This window comes from Bradyrhizobium sp. CIAT3101, assembly GCF_029714945.1.
Taxonomy (GTDB): Bacteria; Pseudomonadota; Alphaproteobacteria; order Rhizobiales; family Xanthobacteraceae; genus Bradyrhizobium.
Map to the genome: position 1 here is coordinate 5,628,186 of NZ_CP121634.1, position 25,162 is coordinate 5,653,347.

A 25,162-nucleotide genomic window follows, 5' to 3' on the forward strand; every position below is an offset into this window, starting at 1 on the left:
AGAGAGAGCCGGATTCTGCGATCCGGCTCTTTCTCGCGGCTAGGCAGCTTCCGCCGGCGCGCGTGCACCAACACGCGCGATCGCATCACGCAAGACGTCGACGCCGGCGCCTGGCTTCACGCCGTGCTCAGCGAGATGGCGGCGGAAGGCACGCGCACCGGGCACGGCGTGGAACGCACCGACGAAGTGGCGCGTCATAGCATGCAGCCGCGTGCCGCGCGCGAGCTGCACCTCGATATAGGGGATCATCGCCTCGAACGCGTCCTGCATGGTTGCGTGCGGCGCCGCCTCACCGAACATCTCGGGATCGACCGAGAGTAGCCGCCACGGCTCCTGATAGGCGGCGCGGCCGAGCATCACACCATCGACATGCGCGAGATGCGCCTTCGCTTCCTCGATGCTCAGAATGCCGCCATTGATGATGACAGGCACATTCGGCATTGCGCGCTTGAGCCGATAGACGCGGTCGTAATCGAGCGGCGGGATGTCGCGATTCTCCTTCGGCGACAGACCGTTCAGCCAAGCCTTCCGGGCGTGCACGATCAGCGCGTCGCAGCCTGCAGCGACCACCGCGCGCGCCAACGTATCGAGCGCGACTTCGGGATCCTGGTCGTCGATGCCAATGCGGCATTTCACCGTGACGGGAATTGAGACTGCGTGCTTCATCGCCGCGACACACCGCCCGACGAGCTCCGGCTCCGCCATCAGACAGGCGCCGAAGCGTCCATCCTTCACGCGATCGGATGGGCAGCCGACATTGAGATTGATCTCGTCATAGCCAAACCCCTCGCCGATCCGCGCGGCCTCAGCGAGATCGCACGGATCCGAGCCGCCAAGCTGTAGCGCCACCGGATGCTCGGTCGCGTCGAAGCCGAGCAGCCGCTCGCGGTCGCCATGAATGATGGCGCCGGTGGTCAACATCTCCGTATAGAGCAACCCCCGCCGTGTCAGATGTCGGTGGAACACCCGGCAATGCCGGTCGGTCCAATCCATCATCGGGGCACAAGAAAATTTCCAGCGTAAGTTGTTCATATTGCTAAGTTATTTTAGTCGCAGTCAGTCCTATATGTTATTGGACCGACTGAGAAATTCAGCTCGCCCACGTTTCCGCAGCCTGGCCCTTCTAGGCTCATTTGGGCCTTGATTGGAAGCGGAAACCGCGAATTCGGATTCTCGGTGCACACGTCGCGCACACGAAAAGCCGTGTGCACGCGCGGCATGCATTACTTGTATATGAAATACAATAAAATCTAAAGCTGCATTGGAGTGGCGTTATACTCAGTTTGCAGATCGAGTATAAATTACGCGACCGCGGCTAGGTCAGCGCGCCCACGGCGGAACCGCTTCGTCTCCCCGTGCATTTGCGACCGCGAGCAGGATGTCGGCCAGCGCTCTCGGCTGTGAAATGAACGGCGAGTGCCCGCTGTCAATATCGTAAACCTTGGTCGGATTTCTAAACGCGAATGCGTCCGCCTCACGAATGAACCTGTTTTGCAACGCCACAGGCAAGGCATTGTCTTTTGACGTCCTGACATAGCTGCGCGGCACGCTTCCCCAATTGGCAAGCGTTCGATGCGTCAAAGCTGCGAAAGGCTGGATCGGATCATCCGGCGTAAGCAGATTGGACCCCGACCGGAAATCGGCTAGTTCAACATCATTGTAGAGGGCGAGTTTGAGAGCAGCGACATATGTAGGATCGGCGCTACGCATATCGATCCGCACGCATCCGGTCTTGGAGGGATCACCCAGCAACAACGGACCAAAAGCGGACCCGGCATTTTCCGGAGCACCGAGGTAGCTCAGTGCCGAGGTACCGTCGCTCGGCATGAATGCCGCCAGGTAGACGACATGGTGGATCTCTTTTGCGTGCTGTTCGACGACCGCGGTGGTCGTCACCCCACCCATGCTATGGCCGACCAGAATGATAGGTCCCCATCCTGCCTTGCGGGCGTATTCGATGCTGCCGCCGACGGTCGCGACATATTGGTCGAGCGTGATCCCGGCGAGGGGAGACGCTTCGGTCGAAAACCTCGAGAGATCGATCGGCCGCTGAAAATAGCTGCTTGGGAATCGCGCGCTCAATCCATGGCCCGGCAGGTCCGGCGCGATGACCGCGTGCCCTGCCGCGCTGAGCAGTGGCGCAAGACGCTCCCAATGGCCGGACGAGTGCCAGGAGCCGTGGACGAGGATAAAAGTCTTGCCCTTCGTGGCCTGCACATTCACCTCCACCGCTCCGGCGGAGGGCGACAAGACGAGCGCAGGTGCGATCGCGCCCGCAGCAAGCAGATTTCGACGATTAAGCAACACGCCCTCCTGTTCTGGGTCGCAATAGACTCTGGGTCCTGGATACGGTCGCGTTTCATCGGTGAAGATGCAGCTTCCCTCGGACGTCACCGTAGTTCGCTGCGCACGCGGAAAAAGACGGCGGTAGACAATTCAGTCTTCGTGAAACGTGAAGAATTGGCCAGACCGCATGCATGGAGCGAAACGCTGTCCGCGTTGGGAGCGCTGCAGCCGGCCGGCGATGGGTGATCGTGGTGGAAACGGGCGCCGAGACGCCGGATGACTCGGAAGTCAGGCGGAGCCGGACCCGATCCGCCTATCGCTTCCTGGTGATCCCTGAAGATACAGCGCCCGGAGTGCAAGGTCGACGGTGCGCTCCAGATCGGCCAACCTCGCTATCCGTCCGGTAACCCGCAGTCCCTGGCCGAAACTGTAAAGGAACAGCGCTGCATCAGCCGGATCGATCTCCGGCGAGATCTCGCCGATCGCCTGCCCGTGCTCGACAGCAGCCCGAAGCATATCGGTGATCTGCTTCATGCCGGCGCGGATCTGCGCCGTCAGGTCCTTGTCCTCCCGCCTCAGCTCGATCGTGGTGTTGGTGACGAGACAGCCCCGCGGGCCGGATGCGGTCGCGGAAACGTAGGAATAGTGCAGTAGCGCATCACGCAGGCCCGCGTATGGGCTATCCGCGTGCTGCAATTTGTCCCGGAAGCGTTGACCGGCTTCATCGATGTAGGCCTTCAGCGCCGCCGTGAACAATTGATGCTTGTCACCATAGGTCGCGTACAGGCTGTTACGATGGACGCCGGTTGCCTCGACGATGTCGGCAATCGATGTCGCATGATAGCCGTTGTCCCAGAACGTTCTGGTGACGGTCGCGAGCACTGTCGCTTCATCAAATTGCCGGGGGCGTCCTGTCGTCACGGTCTCGCTCCAGATCCTAGTCCGCAATGTCGATATGACTGGTCTCCGGCAGGAAGAAAAGCCCAACCAGAAAGGTAGAGGCTGCAAATGCGACAGGGTACCAGAGACCAAAATACATGCTGCCCGATTCCGCGTTCATTGCGAACATGGTCGCCGGCAGCAGACCGCCGATCCAGCCCGTTCCGATCTGGTAAGGCAGCGAGATGCCGGTGTAACGGATATTGGTCGGAAACAATTCGACGATCCCCGCTGCCGCAGGTCCTTGGGCCATTTGTGCCAGAAGAACGAGCGCCAGCAGCAGACCCACGACCTGCAGCGCGCGCGGTGCGAGCAAGTCCGTAATTCCACTCAGCTGCAGCGTGTCGCCGTCGCCGGCTGCGGGATAGCCGGCCTGCCTGACGTGTTCGGCAATCCGCGTCGCGAAATCGGGACCCGCTGCGATGCTCGCGCCATTGATGTTGACGAAAGACGGCGTTCCCGCCGACTCCCGCACATTGCGATAGCTGACCGACGCGCGCGATAGCGTCGCCTTGGCGATATCGCAGGAGCTGGTGAACTTCGCGGTGCCGGCCGGATTGAACTGGAATGCGCAGGTGGCCGGATCGGCGTGAACCTCGACAACCACGTTGGCCTGGGCATGGTAGAGCGTCGGATTGGCGCGCTCGGCAAGTGCGTCGAAGATCGTGAAATAGCCGAGCGCGGCAATCGCGCATCCCGTCAGGATGATCGGCTTACGGCCAATGTGGTCGGACAGCCACGCAAAGAACACGCAGCCCGCCGATCCCAGGATCATGGCGGTCGCGAACAGCAGGTTCGCCGAGTAGGCGTCCACCTTCAATGTCGAGGTGAGGAAAACCAGCGTGTAGAATGTACCGGTATAGCCGAGCACCGCGGTTGCGGTCGTCATGCCGAACAATGCAATCAGCGCCACGCGGATGTTCTTCCAGCGGCCGAGCGCTTCGCGCACCGGCGCACGCGACTGGCGACCCTCGGACTTCATCTTCAGAAAGGCCGGGCTCTCGTTGAGACGGAGGCGGATCCAGAGTGATAACCCAAGGAGAAGCAGGGACGCGAGGAACGGAATCCGCCACCCCCAGGCCTTGAACTGAGTGTCATCGAGCACGCTCTGCGTGATCAGAATGACGGCAAGCGACAGCAGCAGGCTGAATGCGATCGAGGCTGGAATCCATCCGGTATAGAAGCCGCGGCGTCCGGGCGGCGCGTGCTCGGCGACGTAAATCGCGGCACCGCCAAACTCGCCGCTGATCGCAAGCCCCTGCAGGATCCGCAGGCTCACCAGAATGATGGGCGCGGCGATTCCGATCTGGTCTGAGGTCGGCAACAGGCCCACGATCAGGGTCGAGCTACCCATGATCGCGATGGTCGTCAGGAAGATGTATTTGCGGCCGATCAGGTCGCCGAACCGGCCGAACACCAAGGCGCCAAAGGGGCGGACCAGGAAGCCGAGGGCGAAGGTCAGCAGCGCAAAGATGTTCCGGGTCGCCTCATCGAACGGGCTGAAAAATTTTGCGCCGATCGTGGTCGCCAGAGCGCCGTAGAGGAAGAAATCGTACCACTCGAAGATAGTGCCGACGCTGGAGGCGAGAATGACCCGCCTCTCCTCTCTGGTCATGGTTGCCGTCTGCACATGCGGCTCTGCCACTTCAATGGTCATCATCAATCCCTTTCACATGCGGTGGAGCGGCAATGGGTGTTACAGACACGGCACAATGGCCAAGCTGAGGGCAAGGCGACGGTCCCAGGACGGAGCTCAATTCCAGACCGAGCTGAAGCAGCGCGTCGTCGTGGCCGGGCGGAGCTTCGAAAGATATGCCATTTGGCAGGCGCGCCTCATTGAGGCCTGCAGGCAGTACAAGGGCTGGACCGCCCACGAGGCTCAGCGGAGCGACATTGCGGCCATAGGCGATGTACGCCCGCACCATCTGGCCATTGATCTCTGCATCGGGCGCCGGCGAGACGCGCTTTGCCCCTTGGAACGGCGCAGGCATCAGCAGAACCGGATGCATCAGCGCGTCCAGACGATGGGCGGCGAAGTGGCGGCGGTAGAGGGTTATCAGCTGCTGCCGCCGCGCGAGAGCATTCGAATAATCGGCAAGCAGAGCAGAACGATCGCCCGTCCCGAGATGCAGGTCCTCGCCAAGCCGGGCGGTCAGCGCCGCCATCGTGACTGACGGAGCGTGTTCCGCGAGATAGAGCGCCAGCATCTCGGGGGCTTCGTGGGCGATGATGGAGGCCACCGTCCCCGGAACAAGATCGTGCAATTCGGGAATATCGGTGCGTACGATCTTCACGCCCGCAGCCGACAGGCGCTGCACAGCATCGGTGAAGATGCGCTCTAACTCACGATCGAGGTTGGCAAGATAATAGTCAGGCGCGACGCCGACACGCAGGCTGTGCGACAAGCCTAGCGCGACCGGCTGCGCGCTTGCAGTGACGTGCAACACATCATCGAGCAGCTTGATGTCCGCGACGCTACGCGCGAAAAGTCCCACGGTATCGAGCGTACGCGCGAGCGGCATCACGCCGTCCAGGGGGTAACGACCAAGCGACGGGCGATAACCGACGATCCCACAAAGGGCAGCGGGAATTCGGATCGAGCCGTTGGTATCCGTGCCAAGCGCCGCGGGCGCCATCCGCGCGGCAACCGCGGCGGCGCTGCCGCTGCTGCTGCCACCGGCGATACGATCTGGCGCATGCGGGTTGCGCACGCGGCCGAAATGGGGATTGTCGCCCGTCCATCCCATCGACAATTCGTGCAGTCCGGTCTTGCCCAGCACGATGGCGCCCGCGCGACGCAATCGATCGACGACCATGGCGTCACTACCGGGTCGATGGCGCCGCAGCGCCGCAGTGCCTCCACTGGTGGGCAGTCCCGTGGTGTTGATGTTGTCCTTGATCGCTATCGGCACCCCGTGCAGCAGGCCAAGCGGCAGACCGCGCGCGCGGTGGCGGTCGGCAGCACGGGCCTGTTCGAGAACCATCTCCGCTTCGATCGATATGAACGCGTTGAGCTGCGCACCCCCGTCGCAGGCCTCGAGCAGGGCTTCCGCGTAAGCGAGGCTCGTCACCTCGCCCTCGCGGATCAGCTGCCCGGCCTGCGCCAGCGAAAGCTCCGCGAGCTGAGCCGCGCGCTCGGACGGAAGGACGGCAGTCCTCGGCATAGTTACCGACCCCAACATCTCAGCGCCAGACTGCGGCTCCACTGGCATCCGTGCCGGCATAGCGAGGCTCGCCACCGGATCCGTCAGCGGACGTTTCCAGTCCCGCAATCGCGATCGCGCGCGCCGGCTTGCCGGCGGTGCCGGCGAGTCGTTTGCGCTTGAGCGTCTGGTTCGGCTCCGAGTGGTAGTAGCGCTCGATCGCTTCCACATCCGGAAACTCGACGATGACAAGCCGCTTTGGGTGCCAATCACCCTCGATCGGCCGGTAGTCGTTTCCGCGGACCAGGAAACGGCCACCTGCGGCAACGACATGCTGCGTCACCTCCCGCTCGTATTCGTCCAGGCTCGGGCCGTTCTCAACGTCAAGCTCGATCACGAAATAGGCTGGCATGTATTGCTCCTTCAGGCTTGCGTTTAGGAACGATCATTCCTAAACTGATGCAAATGGCGGTCGATTGTCAATGTCGGCTCTGTTCAAGGGCATTCCGCCGGCACGGGGCCGGGTCGGCACGGGCCAAATTGTCCGCCACGATCGCCTGCACGGCGGCTGGATCGACGGCATGGAGGTCACCCTGCCCGAGCTTTGCGGCGGCGGCCGCTGCCGCCCCCATCGCCATGCACGGACCGATGACGCGGATGGCAGCTAGTGCGAACGGCTCCGCGTCGACGCAGCGGCCGGCAGCGATGAGATTGCGCAGGTCAGCGGCGACCATGCAGGACAAAGGGATCCAGGTGAGATGGCCTGCCGGAAATTCTTCCCAATAGACCCCCTCCTCACTGCCGTGGAACTCGATCGGCCAGGCACTGCGTGCGATCGCATCGTCGGGCCGAACCCCCTCGCGAACATCAGCCGTTCGCAGCGTGCGTCGGCCGACCACCCCGCGCGTCTGGCGGACGCCAGGCTGGCCAACGCTGCGGACGCGCGCCTTGCTGAAGGCTGCGGGAAATTCTTCCGCGAGGAAGCGAAGCGCCCGGTCGATATCGCCACGGGCATCAAGCCCGCGTGCCGTCATCGCCACCGCGTTGAGCGGCGTTTGGTAATGGTTGAGATTGACGAGGCAGATGTCACGACCCGGAAAGGCGAAGACAAAACCATCCTTGCGGCGAAGACCGTAGCCCTCTGCCCGTTCGGACAGTCTCGCGATGATCTCCGCGCGCGGCGGAACCGGCTGCCCGACGCCCTCGATGGCGAACATGCTGGTGCCATACACCGGAACATCGGCCACCTGGAGCCGCGCGCCTGCAAGCCCAGCCACGACGGCATCGCCGCTGGCATCAATGAACGTCTGCGCCGCGACCTCCACCGCACCATATCGCGTGTGAGCCAGCAGTCGCTCGATCCGATCGACACTGCGAGAGACCGACTGAATGACGGCACCAAGAATGACGTCGACGCCAGCTTTGCGAAGCGACTGAGCGTAGACGGCCGCCAGTTCGGTTTCATCGTAGAGAGCAACGAGGCTGTTCCGCCCGGGGCGGTGCGCCAAGGCGTTACGATGCTGCAACTCGCACAGCATGTCATCAGCGAAGCCATAGGTGAGTTGATAGGGAGCAGATCCGGTCGAATAGAAGCCGCAAAAGGTTCCGATCAAACCGTTCACGGACTGACCGCCGATCTCTGGCAGAGCATCGAGCAGGCAGACATGCAAGCCCAGGCGGCTGGCCTCGATCGCAGCCGAGACACCGGCGGCTCCCGCGCCGACGACACAAACATCGGCACTGACGGCGCGCGCTTGCGGCGGCTCCGCAACAAGCTCGATCCTGCGAGGCTCAATCATGTCGGACAAGTCTTCCTCTCAGCGGCGCAAGGCCTGCTTGCCGCGCCATTTCACGGCGGAGCTAATGAAATCTTCGAGGCCCGATAAAGCGGGGATCAGGCAACTCAGTATTCGCGGAGCGTGAAAAATGGATTCGATTGCAACGATACGAGCTTTCGTCACCGTCGCGACCACCGGGAGCTTTACCGAGGCAGCTCGCCTGCTCGACCTCGTGCCCTCGGTCGTGACAAAACGGGTCATGCAGCTCGAGCACATGCTGGGTGTGTCGCTCCTGCATCGAACCACCCGCAAAGTGATCCTCAGTCCAGCGGGCGAACACCACCTGCCCCGGTTCACGACCGCGCTTGCGGCACATGACGAGGCCATTGCCAGCGCCAGGAGAGGCGTCGAGCGTCTCTCCGGCCCCCTCGTCGTCAAAGTGCCCGCGACACTTGGGCATCTTCGGCTAAACGACGTGATCTATGATTTTGCGAGAGTGCATCCCGATGTGAACATCGAGCTGCTTTCAGTCGATGGTCCCATGAATCCCGCAGCGGAAGGAATCGACATCGCGATCACCGCGTTCCCGGACAGCTTCAGCGGCGTTGCAGACGAATTCCTCTGGCCTATACGGCGTGGTCTCTATGCGAGTCCGCGGTACCTGGCTGGCAGGCCCGAACTGCGTCATCCTGCCCAACTCGCCGAGCATCAATGCCTAGCCTATCGACCAGCCGGATCCACATGGACATTTCGGGACAAGACCGGCCTCATCAGCATCGACGTCAAACCGCGCTTGTGCAGCAATGACATGACGCTTCTGCTTCAGGCGGCCCGGAACGACATGGGAATCGCTCTTCTCAGCGACTATGTCGCCGCATCAGCCGCCGGACATGGCGAACTTGTCAACGTCCTCGGAGGCTTCGTGATTCCGGATCTTTGGATCAAAGCGTTGATACCGCGCGATCGACTGGACCGACCACGGACGGCTGCGCTGCTCAAGCACATCAAACGGAACTTTCGGATCGACGCCCAGTCCAATCCAATTGATAGCTGATCCCGCTGGATGTGCCGCATGTCAGCATGAATGCTGTTCTCCGTTGCCAGACGTTGCAGAATGGCTTTCCTCCGCGGATGACGGCGAACGAGAACGAGCTTTCGGGATTCGGCGCGCGGGCAACGCCAAGCCATATCCAATATAACGGATATTTCTCCGCTATGGCGCGTGAGCCGGACCACTGGCCACGCAGCACATCCATTTTGTTGGATGAAAGCGAAGAGTTAAAACATTTTACGATTCACATAAACAGCAGAATACTTTATCTCCAAGCCCAGCGCAAATGAGTGCTTCCTGCTTCCAGCCTTTGGAGAACGACGATGAACACCGCGATGCAGATGATGCCGATGCCGATGATGATGGGCGGCATGATGAACCCCGCAATGACGAGCGGCATGATGCCGATGATGAACATGATGGGCATGGGTATGCCGATGATGATGCCCTGCCAGATGAAGTACACCATGACGCCGACAGGCATGACCTGCGAGATGATGCCGATGGACCCGGCCATGAAGGACATGTTCATGAAGTGCTGCGAGAGCATGATGAGCATGATGCAGATGGGCATGCCCATGATGATGTGCTGCGGCGGCATGATGATGATGTGCATGCCGACGAAGGCCGCCTGATCGCCCCACCAGGGAACGATCGACGAAGGGCTGGCCTCGCGCCGGCCCTTTTTGTTTTCATGCCGGCGTCTCGGCGTATGTCATCACGAGGTAGAGAACCGCTTCGTCAGCCACCAGATTCTTGTAGACATGCGGCACGTCGGCCTCGAACAGGACAGCGTCGCCTTCGGTCAGCGTCTGCGGCTTGTCCGACCCGGCCGTGATCTCGACCACGCCTTTGGCAACGAAGAGATTCTCGCGCGTACCGGGCGCATGCGGCTCCGCCGCCTCGCGATGTAGCGGGCCAATCCTCAGCTCGTAGAATTCCACTGGATGATCGCCGTCGAAGGGAAACAGCGCGCGCGAGGTAAATTGTCCCTGGCTGGACGTCAGCAATTTCGCATCGCTGCGGCGCAGAACCTTTGGACCGCGAGACACTTCGCTCTGGAGCAGATTGGCAAAAGGTACATGAAGCGCGCTCGCGACCTTCCACAAGAGCGCGATGGTAGGAACGCTTTTTCCCGTCTCGATCTGCCCGAGCATGGCGCGGCTCACCCCGGATTGCTTGGCGAGGCGCTCGAGCGAATGACCGCGGCTGGTCCGCAGCCGACGCAAATTGCGTCCGAGGACGGCAGGCAGGTCGAGATCACTGGGGGATGATGCGTTCGTGTCCGGCGACGAAGCGACGTTTCCGCCGCTCATGAAGCATCCCACCGCACCGGCGACATGGCCGGGACCGGCATCGGCACCCATACCCAGGCCGGCCAGAACCAGCCGAGCGGCATGGGAGCGCCCGTTGTGAACGGGCCCGTGCTGACGCCTGGCGTCGGTGCGGCCGAAGCGGCGGATTTCTGCCTGCTCCGTTCCGACCGATAGGCCGCCAGATCAATAATCCGCGCTGAACTCGTAGCCTCTGTCACCTTTGTTGATCCGCCTAAGATTGCAATAGGTGATATCCTAGTTGCATTGCTTCATCCGGCAAGCCGTCGCCCAACAAAACAATGCGGAGCCTGTAAAGCTCGGCTACGTAGCAAAGGTTTCTCAGATTTGAACATCCATCAGTTGATCACTGCCGTGCGCAGACCGGCGGCGAGGCGAGCTGCGTTCCTCGCTCATGGTCTTGAAGCGACGAGCAATGGCTATAGCAACACCTTCTGGTCGAGGTAAGGCTTGCCGCCTCGCGATTGTTGCAACCGCCCGCCGCGCGGCTCGATGACAGGCAGCTCAGCCAAGGCATTTGCGACGTGATACATGGTCGGCAGATCACTCCAGGCCGCGCGATGGAAACGCACGGTACCGTACCCGAGCTGTCGCGCTTCAATGGTGTTGTCGGGATCCTCTGCCGGCGTCAGGGTCACTTGGCAGAGCTCATGCTCGCCCCAGGCGCCCGTTCGCGGCACATATTTCAACATCAACGTTCCATCGGATGGGCCTGCCGCCTGAGCAACAGGCGCAGGGCGCAGATCGGCGACGGAGAGTTCGAGAAAGCGAAAGCCCATCCATCCGGCGGTGCAGACCTGGACGCCCTCGCTTTGCCGTGGAGCGTCGACCTCGGCATAGAGCTTGGGATGTCCGATCTCGTCCCGTCCCGTGATGATGGGATCGGCGAGGCTCTCCCAGACCACAGCCAGGAAACGGCCCGCCGCATGGTCCCGCGCGCCGTTGAAGCGCGCGGGCCAGCTGACGTGGATCATCGTGTAGCCGCGGCCGGCAAGCCAATCGATCTCCGTCATGTAGTGAAATTCCACGGTGACGACGGGATCGCCGAGCAGCGAAAAACCCTCCGGCAAGTGACGCTGCAACATCACTTCGTCGGTGAGAAAGCTCGCTGCAACCGAGAGCCGGCGCGGACTCCTCGTTCGATCCCCGGCAACGCCGTCGGGCATTTGTCGGGGTCCGGGTGCCGGCCCGAAATGGGTCGGCATCCGGTAGATCCGTCCGGGTTCGAACCGATAGCTCATCGAGAGCCCGCCGACGGCAATGAGTCCAGCAGCGGCCTCGCCAGATGCAGAACCTCGTAGGCGGCCGCATCGCTCTCTCTGGTGGGCTCTTGCTCGGACACTAGGATGCGGGTGAACGTCCAGGTCTGCGGATCGACCCCGATGATCGCGGCCACCGTTCCCTGCTGCTCAGCCACCTCGCGATTGCGCGCGATCTCGGAAGCGAAAGCCGCGGTCAGATCGGCATCAAGCGGGATACTCAGCTCCTGCTTGGTGATGAAACGGGCGTCGTCGGCCCTGCCGCGTCGCGCGTCCAGCGCGAAGCGCGTTTGAATGTCTGCCCGACCGAAGCTATCGGTGACGACCTTGTACCGACCGCTCACCAGAAAATTGCGGAAGGCTTCATCGGTTCGCCAGAGATAGAGCGATGAGTAGCTGCTTGCGATCGCGCCGAAGCGGCCGCGCTCGCGCAGCAGGAAGCCCTTGAAGTGCAGTTCGGGAACGTCGTTCCATAATGCACCTCGCTCCTTGGCGCGGCTGCGGATGAGACCGATGTCGTAGTCGGCAGGAAGGCGGTGGATGTAGTGAGCGATGGTCATCTGGCGCGTCTCTTCGTTGAATTAGCCCGAACAAACAGATAGCCGGCGGTTGATCATTTAAAAACGATATGAAATGATGTTTCAGTGATTGATATTTGGAATGATTGGGATGAAGACGCTGGATATCGAGGCGGTGCAGGCTTTCGTGCTGACTGCCGACCTGAAGAGCTTCACCCGCGCCGCCGAAGCGATGGACACGACGCAGTCGGCGATCAGCCTGAAGATCAAGCGGCTCGAGGATGAACTCGGGCGAAGGCTGCTGGATCGCACGCCGCGGCTGGTGCGCCTGTCGGCGGATGGCGACGCCTTCCTTGCGCCGGCGCGGACGCTGCTCGCCGCGCATCATGGCGCACTCGGCAGCTTCGGCCTGGAGCGGCGGCGTCTCGTCGTGGGCATCAGCCACCACATCGTCGGCGCAGAGCTGCCGGTCCTGCTGCGGCGAATGAAGAGCGCCGAGCCGGGCCTCGTGCTCGAGATCCGCGTATCGACCTCCCGCCAGGTACTCGACGAGTTCGACCGCGCGGCGATCGATGCTGCGATCGTGCTACGCCACGACAATCGGCGACGGGGCGGCGAAGTACTCCTGAAGGAGACCTTCGGGTGGATGGCTTCTGCGGACTTCGAGCATCATGATGGAGAAGCGCTGCGGATCGCCACGCAGGCCGATCCCTGCAGCGTGCGCAGCATGGCCGTCGACGCACTCAACAAGGCCGGAATCGCCTGGACCGAAGTCTTCGTTGGTGGCGGCGTCGCTACCATCGGCGCGGCGATCTCGGCGGGCCTGGCGGTTGCGGCTCTGGGGCGGCGCGTCGCTCCTGTCGACACGATCGACGTTGGCGCCCAATTGCGCTTGCCGCCGCTCCCGCCACGGGATGTGGTGATGCATGCAAGTCCCGGGGACCAGCAGAGCAAGCATTCATTGAAAACACTGGCGGCTGCGATTCGGGCCACTGCAGCCAAGCACTAATTTCCATCCGCTGCTGCTTGCGGCGCAGCCAAAGTCCGGCTTAAGCCACGCTCAGACCGCGCTGGATATCCGGCACTGACGCCAGCAGGCTCCGGGTGTAGGCGTGCTGCGGTTGCCCGAGCACAGCCTCGGCGGCGCCCTGCTCGACGATCCGGCCCTGCTGGAAGACCAGCACGCGGTCGCACAGGTGCTCGATGACGCCGAGGTCATGCGAGATGAAGAGCAACGCCGTCCCAAGGCGCGATTGGAGTTCGGCCAGAAGATCGAGCACCTGAGCCTGGATGCAGATGTCGAGCGCCGAGACCGGCTCGTCGCACACGATGATGGCAGGCTCGGCCGCCAGCGCGCGCGCGATCGAGACACGCTGTCGCTGACCACCGGATAGTGACCGCGGCAGGCGGTGGACATGATCGGCACTCAGGCCGACCAGTTCCAGCAACGACACGATCCGGTCCAGGCGCGCGATGCGGCTGTCGGAGCCTGGAAGATTTTCAGCAATGATGTCGCTGACACGGTAGCGCGGATCGAAACTGCTGAGTGCGTCCTGCGGGATATATTGGAGCTTGCGACGCAGCCGGCGGCGGGTCCCTTCCGCGACCGACGACCAGGGCTGTCCGAGCAAGCGAACCTCGCCCTCATCGGGAGGCAGCAGACCGAGCACGATCTTGGCGCAGGTCGATTTTCCGGAGCCGGACTCACCGACGATACCGACGACCTCACCTGCCCGAACATCAAAGCTGATGTCCTGCAAGACCACGGATCTCGCCCGCCCGACGGCCTTCGGCGCGACGAAGCTCTTGGCAATGGCTTTCACCTCGAGCACGACCGCGCCTGCGGCTTGACGCTGCGGCAGAGGCTCTCGCACGATGGCGATCGCGGCCGCGTCGGCGGCACTGAGATCGAACCTGGCCGAGGCGAGCCTCGAGCCGCGCGACTGCCCGGACGGAACCGCCGCAATCAACTGCCGCGTGTAGGGGTGGCGTGGATGGGTGAGCACGTCGCGGGTCGGTCCGCTGTCGACCACCCTCCCGTCACGCATCACGATCACGCGGTCCGCAATGCCGGCGACCACGGCGAGATCGTGGCTGATCAGCAGGAGGCCCGCTCCCTCACGGATCCGCTCGGCCAAGACCTGAAGAACCTGGGCCTGGACGGTGACGTCGAGCGATGTCGTCGGCTCGTCCGCGATGATCAGGTCGGGGCCGGCCGCGATGGCCGAAGCGATGAGCGCGCGCTGGCGCAGTCCACCCGACAATTGATGCGCATATTGCAGAGCGCGGTCGGCTGGATTGGGAATGCCGACCTTGCCGAGCGTATCCAGCGTCAGGTCACGGATGGCGCCCGGATCGGTCAGGATGCGGTGGCTCGAGATCACCTCCGCGACCTCCTGGCCGATCGTCCGCAGAGGATCGAGCGAGATCAGGGCATCCTGCATGACGAGGCCCGTCACCGTCCCGCGCAGCTTGCGCCAATCGGCTTCGCTGAAGCTGCGCGCATCGCGCCCCTTGATCTCGAACCGGTTCGCGCTGGTCTTCGCACCCTCGCCGGCCAGGTTCAATAAGCTGCGCGCTGTGATGCTCTTGCCCGAGCCGGACTCGCCGACCAGCGCCACGCATTCGCCGGGCCTGATCGTGAGGTCGAAATCGGTCACGATGGGCTTGCCACCATTGGCGCCTGCAAAGCCAAGGCTCAGTCCCAGCACCTCGACGATCGGTGCCACGCGATCCTTCTGCAAAGCTGTGCTGCTCATGCGAGCCGCCCTTCAAATCTCTGTTGCAGATGATTGCCGATGACGCTGAAGGCGATCACCGTCGCGGTGATGGCAAGGCCAGGGAACACTCCGGGCCACCAGGCGACACGCAGCACATCCCGGCTTTCCGCCAGCATGACGCCCCATTCCGGGGTCGGCGGCTGCGGGCCGAGCCCGAGAAAGCTCAACCCCGATACGATCAGGATCGTAGAGCCGATATAGACGGTGGCGATGATCGGAATGGCGACGAGGACGTTGGGCAGGACGTGCCGGATAAACACTTGCCAGCGGCCCAAGCCATAGATCGCGGCCTGCGTCACATAATCGGCATCGCGGATCAACTGAGTCTGGGCTCGCACCACGCGACCGAATTTTGGGATGCCGGCGATGCCCACCGCGATGGCGATGTTGAGCATGCCCTGCCCCAGGAAGGTCACGATCAGCATGGCGAGCAGCACACCGGGAAACGACGACAGCATGTCGAACAGGCGCGACACCGCTTCGTCCAGAATGCGGTTGCGTTGCCCCGCGATGATACCGAGGACAATGCCTGCGCCGAGCCCAACGGCGACACCGCCGAACCCGATCAGGAGTGAGTACCGCGTCCCGAACACAGTCCGCGCAAAGACGTCGCGGCCTAGCCGGTCGGTTCCGAACAGATGCGCCCAGCCCGGCGGCTTCAGGCCCTCGCTGAAATCACCGACGAGCGGATCGAAGTGCGTAAACAGGGAGGGAGCAATCGACGCCGCGACCAGGAATGCGACGAAGACGCCGGACAGCGCGAGCCCAGGCGGCAACCGCCGACGCACGCCTATCGCGGCCGCAACGGGGGACGTTTCGAGACCAATGAGATCTTCCGGCGCCGCGAGAGGCACGGCCGTGTCAAAGGCGCGATGGGACGGCGCGGTCATTGGGCCCTCAATCTCGGATCGATCAGCACATAGAGGATGTCGAGCAACGTGGACGCGGCAACGTGGATGAAGGCCGCAAGCAGCACGACGGTGAGGACAACGGGCACGTCGTGGGTGAGGACCGCACCGAGTGTCACCGTGCCAAGGCCTGGCCGGCCGAACACCTTCTCGGTGATGACGGCACCGCCGAGCAGGCCACCGATCAGCCAGCCTCCCAGCGTCACCGCCGGTAAGAGAGCGTGCCGCAGCACGTGCCGCCAGCGGATGACGAACTCGCCGACGCCACGTGACCGCACCGTCGTCACGAAGGGCTGATCGAGCGTTTTCTCCATGGCTTCACGCAGCACCTGCGTCAGCAGGCCTGCGGTCGGCAACGCCAGCGTGATCGCCGGCAGGACAAGGGACTCCCATCCCTCAGCGCCCGATACGGGGAACCAGCGCAGATTGAACGAGAACGCCATCAGCAGGAGAATGCCGAGCCAGAACACCGGGGTCGAGGCGAATACCAGCTCGACGAACGACGCCAGCTCACGCGAAAACCGCCCTCGCCCCGCTGTCAGCAGCGCGACGAGTCCGGCAATCATTATCGCCAGCACGCCGGCGGTGAGCGCGAGCTCGATCGTCGGCAGCAGTTGCGATCCCACCACCTCGATCACCGGCTGGCGCAGCACATAGGATGTGCCGAAGTCACCGCGAAGAATCCGGGACAAAAAAGCGAAGTATTGTACCGGCAGGCTTTGATCGAGCCCCCACTCCGCCGCGATCGCCTCACGCAGGCCGGGATATTCGACGTCGCCTGCGAGGATATCCTGAATGCGGCCGGGCAAGGCGTGCAACGCCAAAAACGTGGCTGTCACGCTTGCCCAAGCCACCACCAGGCTGGTCAACAGCCTGGAGATGATGCGGGACCACATGGGCTACTTCTTCGCGATCCAGAAGTCATAGGCGCTGGACGGCGAGTCGAGGCCTGCCTCGAACCCCAGGCCGTTGACGTTGCTCTTCGCCGCCAGGAACCAGCTCGGCGCGAACAGCGGCACGATGAAGGCCTGGTCGACGCCACGCTTCTGGATCGCATCGGTCAGCTGCCGCTTGCGGACAGGATCAGTGGTTCGCAGGGACTCGTCAATCTGGCCGGTGATCTCCTGATCGGGATTGGGAATGTTGGAGTAAAGAAAGCCCTTCGATCCCAGCATGTCCCAGAGCTCGCGCGCGGGATCCGACGGATTGTCAGTGTTGGGATAGATCGCCCAGGTCCCGTTGGCGTTGTTCTTGGCGTATTCGCCCGCGGTGATGAGACGCAGGTTGAGATCGAGACCGACGTTCTTGCGCAGCGCCGCCTGGATGCCCTGGATCAGGATGTCGCGATTGTCGCGCACATAGGGTTGGGGATAGCCGACCTCGATCGAAAGGCGCTTGCCGTCCTTGGTGCGGAAGCCTTCGGAATCGCGACTGGTCCAGCCAGCCTCATCCAGCAACTTGTTGGCGCCCGCGACGTCGTTGCCCCAGGAGCCGACCAGCGCCTTGTTATAGGCCGGATTGGCCGGGCCGATAATCGACCAGGCGCGTGGCACGGTACCGAGATAGACCTGCTTGACGATCGGTTCCAGATCGAAGCCGTCACGGAGCGCGCGGCGCACGCGAACGTCATCCGCCGGTGGCCTGGTGTAGTTGATATTGAAGGTGAAGGACGTGCTGGCGCCGGACGGGCCGGTCAGCAGCTTGAAGCCCGGCTGCTCCGCGAACAAGGGCGCGTCGGTCGGCTGCACGCCCTCGATCAGATCGACCTGGCCTGAGGTCAGCGCACCGGTACGAACGGCGTATTCCGGGAGGAAGCGGAAGGTCACGCGGTCCAGATAAGCCGGACCGCCATGCGCGGCATTGCCCGGCGCCCAATTATACGCCGCGTTGCGCGCGAACACCGCGGACTGACCGCGCGTATAGCTCTCGAACACGAACGGTCCGGTGCCGGCCAGTGCGCGCCCGCCTCCGCAGAGATCGCCCTTCGCCAGCGATTTCGGCGAGATCAAACCAAGCTTCACGTTCGAGGTCGATTCAAGGAAGCTCGAGTCCAGGGTCGACAGCACGAGTTTGACCACAAAGGACGAGACCACCTCGGCGTGATCGTAGGCCTGGAGCAGCGATACCGCAGTGACGGCGTTCTCCGGCTTCTTGACGAAATCGTAATTAGCCTTGACTGCGGCGGCGTCGAATTTCTCGCCGTCGTGGAAGACGACATCTTCCCTGAGCCTGTAGGTGTATTCCTTGCCGTCGGCCGAGATCGACCACTCGGTCGCAAGCCAAGGCGCAAAGGTTCCGTCCGCCTTCTTGGCAATCAGCGAGTCAATGTAGTTACGGGACACGAAGAACGCGGCCTGCTGCGAAGAGTAATGCGGATCAAAGCACGCGGGCTCGGTCGTCACCCCCCATCGCAGCGCGCCGCCGGAGACCGGCTTGTCCTCGGCGCCTGCCGCATTCGTCGCAAGCAGGGCGATCGCCACGCCGCTCATGAGCAAATTATTCTTCTTCATCCGCATCACCAACATTCGTTTCTGCTGCCGCCGGCGCGATCGACGCATGGAACGTTCCCAAACGAGAGGCGACGATCGCTTACGCTTCAATTCGATCTGCACGAGGCGTTATCTCTTGTGCATCGCGATGTAATTCTCCGTTGCGCGCAAACGCAACACGCAAACCGCCGCATTGATTGCCACGGATGAAGTTTGAAAAATAATTCGCGAACGCACGCCGACCATGGATGAAATCGGTGACGGCGAATGCCGATCAGACAATTCGATGCTGTGCTGGCGGCGATCGTGTCAGGCAGGATCTTCCGCGGGAGGTGCATCAGTGCAGCCTCCCACTCAGTTCATCGACGCCAACTCAGAGGCTTCGGAAATAGCTTCGGAAGCAGCAGATAAGCGGAAAACGGATGCTCCTGCTGCTACGGCATGTCCGGCTATTAATCGGGCCTCTCCCTATTCAGCCGCGACTGTGTTTGGCGAACGCCAGACAGCCGACGCATAGAATGCGGGATCGAAATCATCAGCGATGGAAGCGTTGATCCGGGCCTCGTGTGCTCCGAGATCGTCCAGGAACAGATCCTTGCTGATGCGTGCAACGACGCCTGGAATGTCACGCTTGAAGCTCGGCACGTCGCCAATCGGCAGGCCGAAGCTGACAAACGCGGCCGGGTTGAACACGTGGATGTTGCGGAGATAAGGCGCACGGCCGGGCTCCTTCTCCAGGAACTCGTGGCCGGCACCGAGATAGGGATACGCTCCAAAACTATCGTCGGCCTGATCTGCCGGCGGCGCGAAGCGGTCGCGCCACAGCAGGATCTCTCGCGCGAACTCGGCAAGCTCCGCCCGCCTGGCGAGATCGACCCGGTAGCCAGTGCCGGCGATGACGAAATCGAACGCGATATCGCCCTTTGTCGTTGTCGCCAGCAGCCGGCGTCCGAACGGCTTGGCCGACGTCCATGAGGATCCCAGATGAAGATTGAAGTTGGGAAAGCGGACGGCGCGCGCAACCGCGTCCGGCGGCGCGGTCGAGCCGGCGCGACGGAAGCGGATGGCCTGGTGCCAGCGGACAGCATCCGGCAGCGAGGCATAATTGTCATAGGCGCCGGGATACCCGCGCGTCCGGATGACCGGCTCCGATGCAAGCCGCTCGCGACGTGCGAACAGATGCACCTCCCTTGCTCCCGCCTCGAGCGCCACCGCCGCAACATCGAATGCGGACGCGGCGCTGCCGATCACCGCGATGGATTTATCGCGCAGCTTTTCGAAGTCGATCGCCTCGAGCGTATGCGCATAAAGCTCCCGCGGCAGATTTTGCGACAGGACGTCGGGGATGACCGGGCCACCATTGCTGGGAAAGCCGCTGGCGAGAATGACCTTACGTGCGGTTTCCGTCGCCGGCTTGCCGTCGATCTCGATATGCAACCGCAAATGCTCTCCGACCGGCTCGATGCGCAACAGGCGCGTGCGATAGCGCACCTCGATACCCAGCGTCTTGCGGTACCAGTCGAGGTAGGCCGCCCACTCGACCCGAGGAATGCGGTCGATCGCTTCATAGGCAGCCGCCCCCCGATGCGCTTCATACCAGGCCTGGAAGCTCAGCCCCGGCAAGCCCAGCTCAGGACCCGCGAGCTCCTTCGGAGTCCGCAGCTTATGCATGCGCGCGTTGGTCAACCAGGGGCCGGACGAAGCAGCGTCGGCCGCGGCATCGATCACCGTGACCCGTCCGATACCCGCCCTGCGCAATGCGAAAGCGAACGTGCTCCCGGACTGTCCACCGCCGATGATGGCGACGTTATGATCGACGCCATCGCGATCGGGCACCCAGTTTTGCGGATCAGCCCCGATCAGGCGTAGCGTCTCACGAGCGGTCGCGTCGACATCGGATTGAAGCATATTGCACCTGGATTTGAGGACGTCAGATGCGGTCAAATCCTAGAAGCCAACGACATTCCGTCAATGAAATGGAATTGGCTTTGTTTTCCGGCGTGCACAACGAATTCATCGTAACGTCTCGGCTCGCAGAAAGATTTGCACCAGCGGCGCGAGACGCTCCGTAACGACGCGATCCGCATGCCTATTGCGGGCGAGAACCTTACCCGCGCCGTCGTCCATGTTCCGACGGATCGCCGTTAGATTCATGCTGGCCTCGCTCCAAACAACGTAAATTCATTTCATCGACATCGCCATCGCCTACGACTTACAGTTCGCCTCTACCGAGCCGCTTTGTTGGAGCTCCAGGAAACACATGTCGTCGTCCGGCCTCATTAGCCTCGAACGGGATACGCCCGAGCTTGCGCGCACCTACGATCAAGCTGGCATTCTGCAATTTCACCACGGCAAGTTCCTGATCGGCCCACTCGCCGTGAAATCCGGCGAACGTGTGCTCGACATCGGTGCCGGCACCGGCCGGCTCACCGAATTCGTCGCCAGCCTGGTTGGCCCCACCGGCAGGGTGATCGGCATCGATCCTCTTGAAAACCGGATCGCCATCGCACGGTTGCGCGAAACTGCGACGCTGAGCTTCGGTGTCGGCCGCGCCGAGGATTTGGCAAAGTTTGCCCCCTCGGAATTCGACGTCGTCTACCTCAACAGCGTGTTCCACTGGATCGCGGACAAGCCGCAGGCGCTGCGCGAGATCCGCCGCGTGCTCAAGCCCGGCGGTAGGCTCGGCCTCAACATTCAGGACCCGTCGAAACCGCATCAATCGCGTGTCTTGCTGCGTGAGGCGATCGAGCTCGCGGGATTCGTAGAACGGAATGGCGAGGCACATCGTGTCCTGGGCGCGACCGACGAACAGCTCAAGGCGCTTTTCACCGAAGCCGGCTTCATCGACCATCGTAGCGACCTGCGCTCGCTCGTTGACCTCCATATTGACGTCGATTCCATACTCGGATGGTCTGAAGCCAGCGCATTCGGAAACTTCCTCGAGGGCTTCTCGCCGGCCGAGCGGGAAGCGATCCGGCAAAGCTTTGCAGGGCTCGTGGAAGCGAAGCGGACGCCGGACGGATTGCGCCTTGAGCGATATCTGCGCTTCGCCTTCGCCCAGAAACCCGCAGGTTCGGCTCCATAAAGCCTATAGCATCGCGGGTCGGAGATGGCGCATTCTAGCTGGTGCGCCAGGGTATGAGCCTGCGCTCCAGCCAGCTTGCACCGCGGTCGATGAGAAAGCCGATCGACCCCACGACCAGGATCCCGAGCATGACGAGGTCCATGTCGAAGCGCTCACGGCCCGCGATGATGAGCCCGCCGATGCCGGGGCCTGCCGCCATGAAATATTCGGCGCCGATTGTCGCAAGCCAGGCGTAGATCAGCGCCAGGTGAAGGCCGGTTAGAAGCGACGGCAGCGCGGCCGGCAGGTAGACATAGACGATGAACTGAAGCCGGTCGAAGCGGAACACTTCGCCGACCTCGACCAGCTTCGAAGAGGTCGCGCGCACGCCTTCGACCAGGTTGAGAATGACCGGGATGGACGCCGCGAGCGCGATAAAGACGATCTTGGCGATCTCGTCGAAGCCGAACCAGAGCGAGATCAGGGGAATCCACGCCAGCAGCGCGATCTGCTTCAGTCCGTTGAACCATGTCGTGAAGATGCGGTCCGCGATGCGCGACAGGCCGAGCAGAAGCCCGACCAGGACACCAATGCCCGATCCCAGCGCGAATCCGAGAAGGTCACGCCGCAGGCTCGCAGCAAGCGCCTCGACCAGTTCGCCGCTCTTCAACTCTTCCCAGAAGCTGACGCCGACATGCTCCAGCGGCGGCAGGAACTGGCGGTTCACGAGGCCCGAATGGCTTGCGACCTCCCACAGAAGCAGCAGCCCAAGCGGAAGGACCAGCCCGCGGCCTGCGGTGCGAAGCGCAGTGCTATCTGACACGGTCGATCCGCCAACGCTGCAGCCGGGCTTCGACCACCGCCAGCGCCTTGTCGCTGACAAAGCCGATGATGCCGATGACGATCATGGCGACCAGTACCGTGTCGAGCCAGAACATCTGGCGGCCCCAGACCAGGAGGTAGCCGAGCCCCTCGGAGGAGGCCAATAGCTCGACGCTGACCAGCGCGATCCAGGCATGGGTCAAGCCGTAGCGCAGGCCCGTGAAGATCGGCGGCACGGCACCGGGAAGCACGACATGACGCAGCATCTGCAAGGGCGTGAAGCGGAAGGTCTCGCCGACTTCCACGAATGCCTTCGGCACGTTGGCGATGCCGGCGCTGGTGTTCATAACGACGGGCACGAAAGCGGCCTTGGCGATCACCACGATCTTGAGCCCCTCGCCGATGCCGAGCAGCAGCATTGCCAGAGGAATCCAGGCGAGCGCCGGCACCTGGGCGATCGCCGTGAAGAGCGGACGCACATAATCGTCCACCCGGCGTGACAGCCCCATCGCGGAGCCGATCACCAGACCACCAACCGCCCCGATCGCGAAGCCGTAAGCAACACGGCGCAAGCTATAGCCAGCATGCTGGGCGAGCTCGCCGCTGGCGACCATGTCGCGCAGCGTATGAAGGACGTCGCCAGGCCGCGGCAGGATTTGCTCCGGCAGCCAGCCGCGATCGGCGCCAATGATCCAAACCGGCAAAGCCACGGCGGGCAGAACCAGCAGCCAGGCGAACGAGGCCAGATAGCGGAGCACAGCCTGTCTCGCACCGTCAGGAACAACGCGCGCGAAGCCGAAGAGCCAGGAAGCGCGCGGTGCGGACGACGACCGGATGACTGCGTCGCTCATGCGCTTGCTCCGGCCAGCAGGTCGTGCGCAACGGAACCACCATCGCCGTCGCCCAGAGCCCGCAGGATATCATTGCGGATACGAACGAGGTCGTCATTGCTCCGGGACCGCGGCCGCGGCGCGGTCACGTCGAAAATGCGGGCCACGCGGCCCGGACGCGGCGCGAGCACGATGACGCGATCGCCGAGCAGAACGGCTTCATCGACATCATGGGTCACGAGGATCATGCTGATCTTCTCATGCGCCCAGATGCGCTGAAGCTCGATCTGGAGCCGTGCACGCGTCAATGCGTCAAGCGCACCAAAGGGCTCGTCGAGCAGCAGGAGCCGGGGACGGTTGACGAGACCGCGGGCGATCGCCGCGCGCTGCGCCATGCCGCCGGACAACTGATGCGGATAGGCTTCCGCGAAGCCATCGAGACCGACCAGCGAAATGTGCGCAGCGACCGAGTCCTTCTTGGCGCGTTCGCTGAGCGGCGCATTCTTGAGGCCGAGCGCGATGTTCTGCCTGACCGTGGCCCAGGGAAACAGCCTCGGCTCCTGGAACACGATGCCGCGATCCAGGCTGGTGCCCGCGATCGGTTCGCCGTCCTGGCTGATGCTGCCCCTGAAATCGCGGTCCAGTCCGGCGATCAGCCGCAGCAAAGTCGACTTTCCGCATCCGCTCGGCCCGAGCAGGACGACGAATTCGCCGCCGGCGACGTCGAGCGATACATCCCTCAGGGCGTCGAACGCCTCGCCGTTGACGACGAAGGACCGCGAAACGTTGCGGACCTCGAGGTGTCCGCCGCTCCGGTCTGCCTCAACCGCCGGCGCCGCTTCTGATTGCGCCACGGACATCATTGCCCTACTGCCAGCGGTTTCCCGTTCGCGTCATATTCGTTCCAGTACCCCTCGAGACCCTGCTGCTTGAGGGCGGTGTTGAGGAACGACCGGTCGAACCATCCGTCGATGTCGACGTCACGGCGCAGCAGGCCGAACTCCTTTGCCTGCTTTGCCTGGAAGCGATAGCTCTCGATAATTGAGGCGTCGATGATCGGCGAGTTGCGGTACTTCAGTTTCTGATTGGAGAAATCGAAGCGATAGCCAGAGACCGGAAAGCCCGTGCGGGCCGAGATCTCGAAGAAGGCCTCCCGATTGGCTTCCTCCGACGACCAGCGCGCGGCGCGCACGATCGCCGATACGATCTTCTGGGTGACGTCCGGATGCGCCTTGATGAACGCGTCCTGCCCGATCAGCGTGGAGTGGCGCTCATAGGCCGGATTGTCGCCCTTGGTGGTGTAGACGATCTCAGCGATGTTCTTCTCGGCGAGGCTCGCCAGGGGAAAATTGCCAAAAGCAGCGTCGATATCCCTGGATGTCAGCGCCGCGTTGGTGGTCGCCGTGTCCATGTTGATGACCTGCACGTCGCGCTCCTGCAGGCCATTGCCGGCGAGCACCTTTACGGCCGCCAGATGGTTGTTGGTCCCCCGGAAGATCGAGACCTTCTTGCCGCGCAAATCCGCGACCTTGCGGATCGGCGAACCTGAGGGTACGGCCAGATAGATCGGCGCGTGGGCCCCGGATGCCATCAGGATTCTGGTCTTGAGGCCGTTGGCGCGACCAATGATCTCCGGCAGATCGCCCTGGATGGCGAAATCGAGCTGGTTGTTGGCAAAGGCCTCGTTGACCGCAGGCCCTGCCCCCTTGAAAAAGTACCACTCGACCTTCACGTCCGGCCGGTCGCTAAGCTCCTTGTCGAGATAGTGCTCGGAATGCGCGACGCCGGCGGAGGAGCCGCCCGAGAATTGCCTGTTGTCCGCACCGACCGACGCAAAGCCGATCCGCACCGTGATGGTATCGGCCGCCACGCCTGGCGACGCTGCCCCGACCGAGACGAGTATTGCGGCCAACACGGACCGCAAGAGAGCGCGTTTTCCGATCATGATGTCGTTCCTTCGC

The 25,162-nt window shown here is 62.8% G+C and carries 24 protein-coding genes; 5 read left to right on the plus strand and 19 right to left on the minus strand.

Annotation, left to right across the window (positions count from 1 at the left end):
• Positions 1-39: 39 nt before the first annotated feature.
• The 7 genes from dusA to QA645_RS26810 form a co-directional block, all read right to left on the minus strand.
• Positions 40-996, minus strand: a complete 957-nt coding sequence (gene dusA / locus QA645_RS26780; protein ID WP_283044515.1) for a tRNA dihydrouridine(20/20a) synthase DusA — start codon at positions 994-996, stop codon at positions 40-42.
• Between the two features lie 324 nt (positions 997-1,320).
• Positions 1,321-2,304 (minus strand): alpha/beta fold hydrolase, encoded by a 984-nt coding sequence (locus QA645_RS26785; protein WP_283044516.1) that lies wholly within the window; start codon positions 2,302-2,304, stop codon positions 1,321-1,323.
• Positions 2,305-2,574: 270 nt separating this feature from the next.
• Positions 2,575-3,207, minus strand: coding sequence for a TetR/AcrR family transcriptional regulator (locus QA645_RS26790; RefSeq protein WP_283044517.1), 633 nt, complete (start codon positions 3,205-3,207; stop codon positions 2,575-2,577).
• Positions 3,208-3,223: 16 nt separating this feature from the next.
• Positions 3,224-4,885, minus strand: coding sequence for an MFS transporter (locus tag QA645_RS26795; protein WP_283044518.1), 1,662 nt, complete (start codon positions 4,883-4,885; stop codon positions 3,224-3,226).
• Positions 4,872-6,389, minus strand: a complete 1,518-nt coding sequence (locus tag QA645_RS26800) for an amidase family protein (protein ID WP_283044519.1) — start codon at positions 6,387-6,389, stop codon at positions 4,872-4,874. Before QA645_RS26800 ends, QA645_RS26795 begins: the two co-directional genes overlap by 14 nt.
• A gap of 19 nt (positions 6,390-6,408) precedes the next feature.
• A complete protein-coding gene (locus QA645_RS26805) occupies positions 6,409-6,780 on the minus strand; it encodes a DUF1330 domain-containing protein (RefSeq protein WP_283044520.1) in 372 nt (123 codons plus the stop codon).
• A gap of 67 nt (positions 6,781-6,847) precedes the next feature.
• Entirely contained in the window at positions 6,848-8,167 is a 1,320-nt protein-coding gene (locus tag QA645_RS26810; RefSeq protein WP_283053346.1) for an FAD-dependent oxidoreductase, read from the minus strand.
• Positions 8,168-8,294: 127 nt separating this feature from the next.
• Here QA645_RS26810 and QA645_RS26815 point away from each other — a divergent pair, with 127 nt between their 5' ends.
• The 3 genes from QA645_RS26815 to QA645_RS26825 are packed head-to-tail and all read left to right on the plus strand — an operon-like array spanning position 8,295 to position 9,832.
• Positions 8,295-9,200 (plus strand): LysR family transcriptional regulator, encoded by a 906-nt coding sequence (locus QA645_RS26815; RefSeq protein ID WP_283044521.1) that lies wholly within the window; start codon positions 8,295-8,297, stop codon positions 9,198-9,200.
• Positions 9,201-9,226: 26 nt separating this feature from the next.
• Positions 9,227-9,487: a hypothetical protein gene (locus QA645_RS26820; protein ID WP_283044522.1), complete on the plus strand. Its 261-nt coding sequence runs from the start codon at positions 9,227-9,229 to the stop codon at positions 9,485-9,487.
• Positions 9,488-9,520: 33 nt separating this feature from the next.
• Complete coding sequence (locus QA645_RS26825; protein ID WP_283044523.1) at positions 9,521-9,832, plus strand: hypothetical protein; 312 nt, start codon at positions 9,521-9,523, stop codon at positions 9,830-9,832.
• 57 nt (positions 9,833-9,889) lie between these two features.
• Here QA645_RS26825 and QA645_RS26830 read toward each other — a convergent pair whose 3' ends face one another.
• The 3 genes from QA645_RS26830 to QA645_RS26840 all read right to left on the minus strand — a co-directional run bounded on the left by QA645_RS26830 (position 9,890) and on the right by QA645_RS26840 (position 12,350).
• On the minus strand, positions 9,890-10,513 hold the full coding sequence (locus QA645_RS26830; protein ID WP_283044524.1) for an XRE family transcriptional regulator: 624 nt from the start codon (positions 10,511-10,513) through the stop codon (positions 9,890-9,892).
• Between the two features lie 437 nt (positions 10,514-10,950).
• On the minus strand, positions 10,951-11,697 hold the full coding sequence (locus tag QA645_RS26835; RefSeq protein ID WP_283044525.1) for an acetoacetate decarboxylase family protein: 747 nt from the start codon (positions 11,695-11,697) through the stop codon (positions 10,951-10,953).
• Positions 11,698-11,768: 71 nt separating this feature from the next.
• The gene (locus QA645_RS26840; protein ID WP_283044526.1) at positions 11,769-12,350 is read right to left on the minus strand and encodes a DUF4865 family protein; all 582 of its coding nucleotides are present in this window, start codon (positions 12,348-12,350) and stop codon (positions 11,769-11,771) included.
• A gap of 109 nt (positions 12,351-12,459) precedes the next feature.
• Between QA645_RS26840 and QA645_RS26845 the strand changes: the two genes are divergently transcribed.
• Complete coding sequence (locus tag QA645_RS26845) at positions 12,460-13,317, plus strand: LysR family transcriptional regulator (protein ID WP_283044527.1); 858 nt, start codon at positions 12,460-12,462, stop codon at positions 13,315-13,317.
• A gap of 40 nt (positions 13,318-13,357) precedes the next feature.
• Here QA645_RS26845 and QA645_RS26850 read toward each other — a convergent pair whose 3' ends face one another.
• The 5 genes from QA645_RS26850 to QA645_RS26870 all read right to left on the minus strand — a co-directional run bounded on the left by QA645_RS26850 (position 13,358) and on the right by QA645_RS26870 (position 20,393).
• Positions 13,358-15,067 (minus strand): ABC transporter ATP-binding protein, encoded by a 1,710-nt coding sequence (locus QA645_RS26850; protein ID WP_283044528.1) that lies wholly within the window; start codon positions 15,065-15,067, stop codon positions 13,358-13,360.
• Entirely contained in the window at positions 15,064-15,978 is a 915-nt protein-coding gene (locus tag QA645_RS26855) for an ABC transporter permease (RefSeq protein ID WP_283044529.1), read from the minus strand. The genes QA645_RS26850 and QA645_RS26855 overlap by 4 nt, the downstream gene beginning before the upstream one ends.
• Positions 15,975-16,865: an ABC transporter permease gene (locus QA645_RS26860; protein WP_283044530.1), complete on the minus strand. Its 891-nt coding sequence runs from the start codon at positions 16,863-16,865 to the stop codon at positions 15,975-15,977. The genes QA645_RS26855 and QA645_RS26860 overlap by 4 nt, the downstream gene beginning before the upstream one ends.
• A 30-nt stretch (positions 16,866-16,895) precedes the next feature.
• Positions 16,896-18,506, minus strand: coding sequence for an ABC transporter substrate-binding protein (locus QA645_RS26865; protein WP_283044531.1), 1,611 nt, complete (start codon positions 18,504-18,506; stop codon positions 16,896-16,898).
• 447 nt (positions 18,507-18,953) lie between these two features.
• On the minus strand, positions 18,954-20,393 hold the full coding sequence (locus QA645_RS26870; protein ID WP_283044532.1) for an NAD(P)/FAD-dependent oxidoreductase: 1,440 nt from the start codon (positions 20,391-20,393) through the stop codon (positions 18,954-18,956).
• A 487-nt stretch (positions 20,394-20,880) separates the two neighbouring features.
• Here QA645_RS26870 and QA645_RS26875 point away from each other — a divergent pair, with 487 nt between their 5' ends.
• Positions 20,881-21,570: a methyltransferase domain-containing protein gene (locus tag QA645_RS26875; protein ID WP_283044533.1), complete on the plus strand. Its 690-nt coding sequence runs from the start codon at positions 20,881-20,883 to the stop codon at positions 21,568-21,570.
• Between the two features lie 34 nt (positions 21,571-21,604).
• On the opposite strand, the gene QA645_RS26880 is transcribed toward QA645_RS26875, so the two are convergent.
• From QA645_RS26880 to QA645_RS26895, 4 genes are read right to left on the minus strand one after another with little or no spacing between them, the layout of a single operon-like run.
• A complete protein-coding gene (locus QA645_RS26880) occupies positions 21,605-22,372 on the minus strand; it encodes an ABC transporter permease (protein ID WP_283044534.1) in 768 nt (255 codons plus the stop codon).
• Positions 22,362-23,222 carry an ABC transporter permease gene (locus QA645_RS26885; RefSeq protein ID WP_283044535.1) on the minus strand — a complete coding sequence of 287 codons (861 nt, stop codon included), beginning with the start codon at positions 23,220-23,222 and terminating at the stop codon, positions 22,362-22,364. Before QA645_RS26885 ends, QA645_RS26880 begins: the two co-directional genes overlap by 11 nt.
• Entirely contained in the window at positions 23,219-24,064 is an 846-nt protein-coding gene (locus QA645_RS26890) for an ABC transporter ATP-binding protein (RefSeq protein ID WP_283044536.1), read from the minus strand. Before QA645_RS26890 ends, QA645_RS26885 begins: the two co-directional genes overlap by 4 nt.
• Positions 24,061-25,146 (minus strand): ABC transporter substrate-binding protein, encoded by a 1,086-nt coding sequence (locus QA645_RS26895; RefSeq protein WP_283044537.1) that lies wholly within the window; start codon positions 25,144-25,146, stop codon positions 24,061-24,063. Before QA645_RS26895 ends, QA645_RS26890 begins: the two co-directional genes overlap by 4 nt.
• Positions 25,147-25,162: the final 16 nt, after the last annotated feature.

What these genes read in the sequence shown, in the direction of transcription:
- dusA (WP_283044515.1), bottom strand. Translation starts at nt 996, where the DNA reads ATGATGGATTGGACCGACCGGCATTGCCGGGTGTTCCACCGACATCTG.
- QA645_RS26795 (WP_283044518.1), bottom strand. Translation starts at nt 4,885, where the DNA reads ATGATGACCATTGAAGTGGCAGAGCCGCATGTGCAGACGGCAACCATG.
- QA645_RS26800 (WP_283044519.1), bottom strand. Translation starts at nt 6,389, where the DNA reads ATGCCGAGGACTGCCGTCCTTCCGTCCGAGCGCGCGGCTCAGCTCGCG.
- QA645_RS26805 (WP_283044520.1), bottom strand. Translation starts at nt 6,780, where the DNA reads ATGCCAGCCTATTTCGTGATCGAGCTTGACGTTGAGAACGGCCCGAGC.
- QA645_RS26810 (WP_283053346.1), bottom strand. Translation starts at nt 8,167, where the DNA reads ATGATTGAGCCTCGCAGGATCGAGCTTGTTGCGGAGCCGCCGCAAGCG.
- QA645_RS26815 (WP_283044521.1), top strand. Translation starts at nt 8,295, where the DNA reads ATGGATTCGATTGCAACGATACGAGCTTTCGTCACCGTCGCGACCACC.
- QA645_RS26820 (WP_283044522.1), top strand. Translation starts at nt 9,227, where the DNA reads ATGAATGCTGTTCTCCGTTGCCAGACGTTGCAGAATGGCTTTCCTCCG.
- QA645_RS26825 (WP_283044523.1), top strand. Translation starts at nt 9,521, where the DNA reads ATGAACACCGCGATGCAGATGATGCCGATGCCGATGATGATGGGCGGC.
- QA645_RS26830 (WP_283044524.1), bottom strand. Translation starts at nt 10,513, where the DNA reads ATGAGCGGCGGAAACGTCGCTTCGTCGCCGGACACGAACGCATCATCC.
- QA645_RS26835 (WP_283044525.1), bottom strand. Translation starts at nt 11,697, where the DNA reads ATGCCCGACGGCGTTGCCGGGGATCGAACGAGGAGTCCGCGCCGGCTC.
- QA645_RS26840 (WP_283044526.1), bottom strand. Translation starts at nt 12,350, where the DNA reads ATGACCATCGCTCACTACATCCACCGCCTTCCTGCCGACTACGACATC.
- QA645_RS26845 (WP_283044527.1), top strand. Translation starts at nt 12,460, where the DNA reads ATGAAGACGCTGGATATCGAGGCGGTGCAGGCTTTCGTGCTGACTGCC.
- QA645_RS26850 (WP_283044528.1), bottom strand. Translation starts at nt 15,067, where the DNA reads ATGAGCAGCACAGCTTTGCAGAAGGATCGCGTGGCACCGATCGTCGAG.
- QA645_RS26855 (WP_283044529.1), bottom strand. Translation starts at nt 15,978, where the DNA reads ATGACCGCGCCGTCCCATCGCGCCTTTGACACGGCCGTGCCTCTCGCG.
- QA645_RS26865 (WP_283044531.1), bottom strand. Translation starts at nt 18,506, where the DNA reads ATGAAGAAGAATAATTTGCTCATGAGCGGCGTGGCGATCGCCCTGCTT.
- QA645_RS26870 (WP_283044532.1), bottom strand. Translation starts at nt 20,393, where the DNA reads ATGCTTCAATCCGATGTCGACGCGACCGCTCGTGAGACGCTACGCCTG.
- QA645_RS26885 (WP_283044535.1), bottom strand. Translation starts at nt 23,222, where the DNA reads ATGAGCGACGCAGTCATCCGGTCGTCGTCCGCACCGCGCGCTTCCTGG.
- QA645_RS26890 (WP_283044536.1), bottom strand. Translation starts at nt 24,064, where the DNA reads ATGATGTCCGTGGCGCAATCAGAAGCGGCGCCGGCGGTTGAGGCAGAC.
- QA645_RS26895 (WP_283044537.1), bottom strand. Translation starts at nt 25,146, where the DNA reads ATGATCGGAAAACGCGCTCTCTTGCGGTCCGTGTTGGCCGCAATACTC.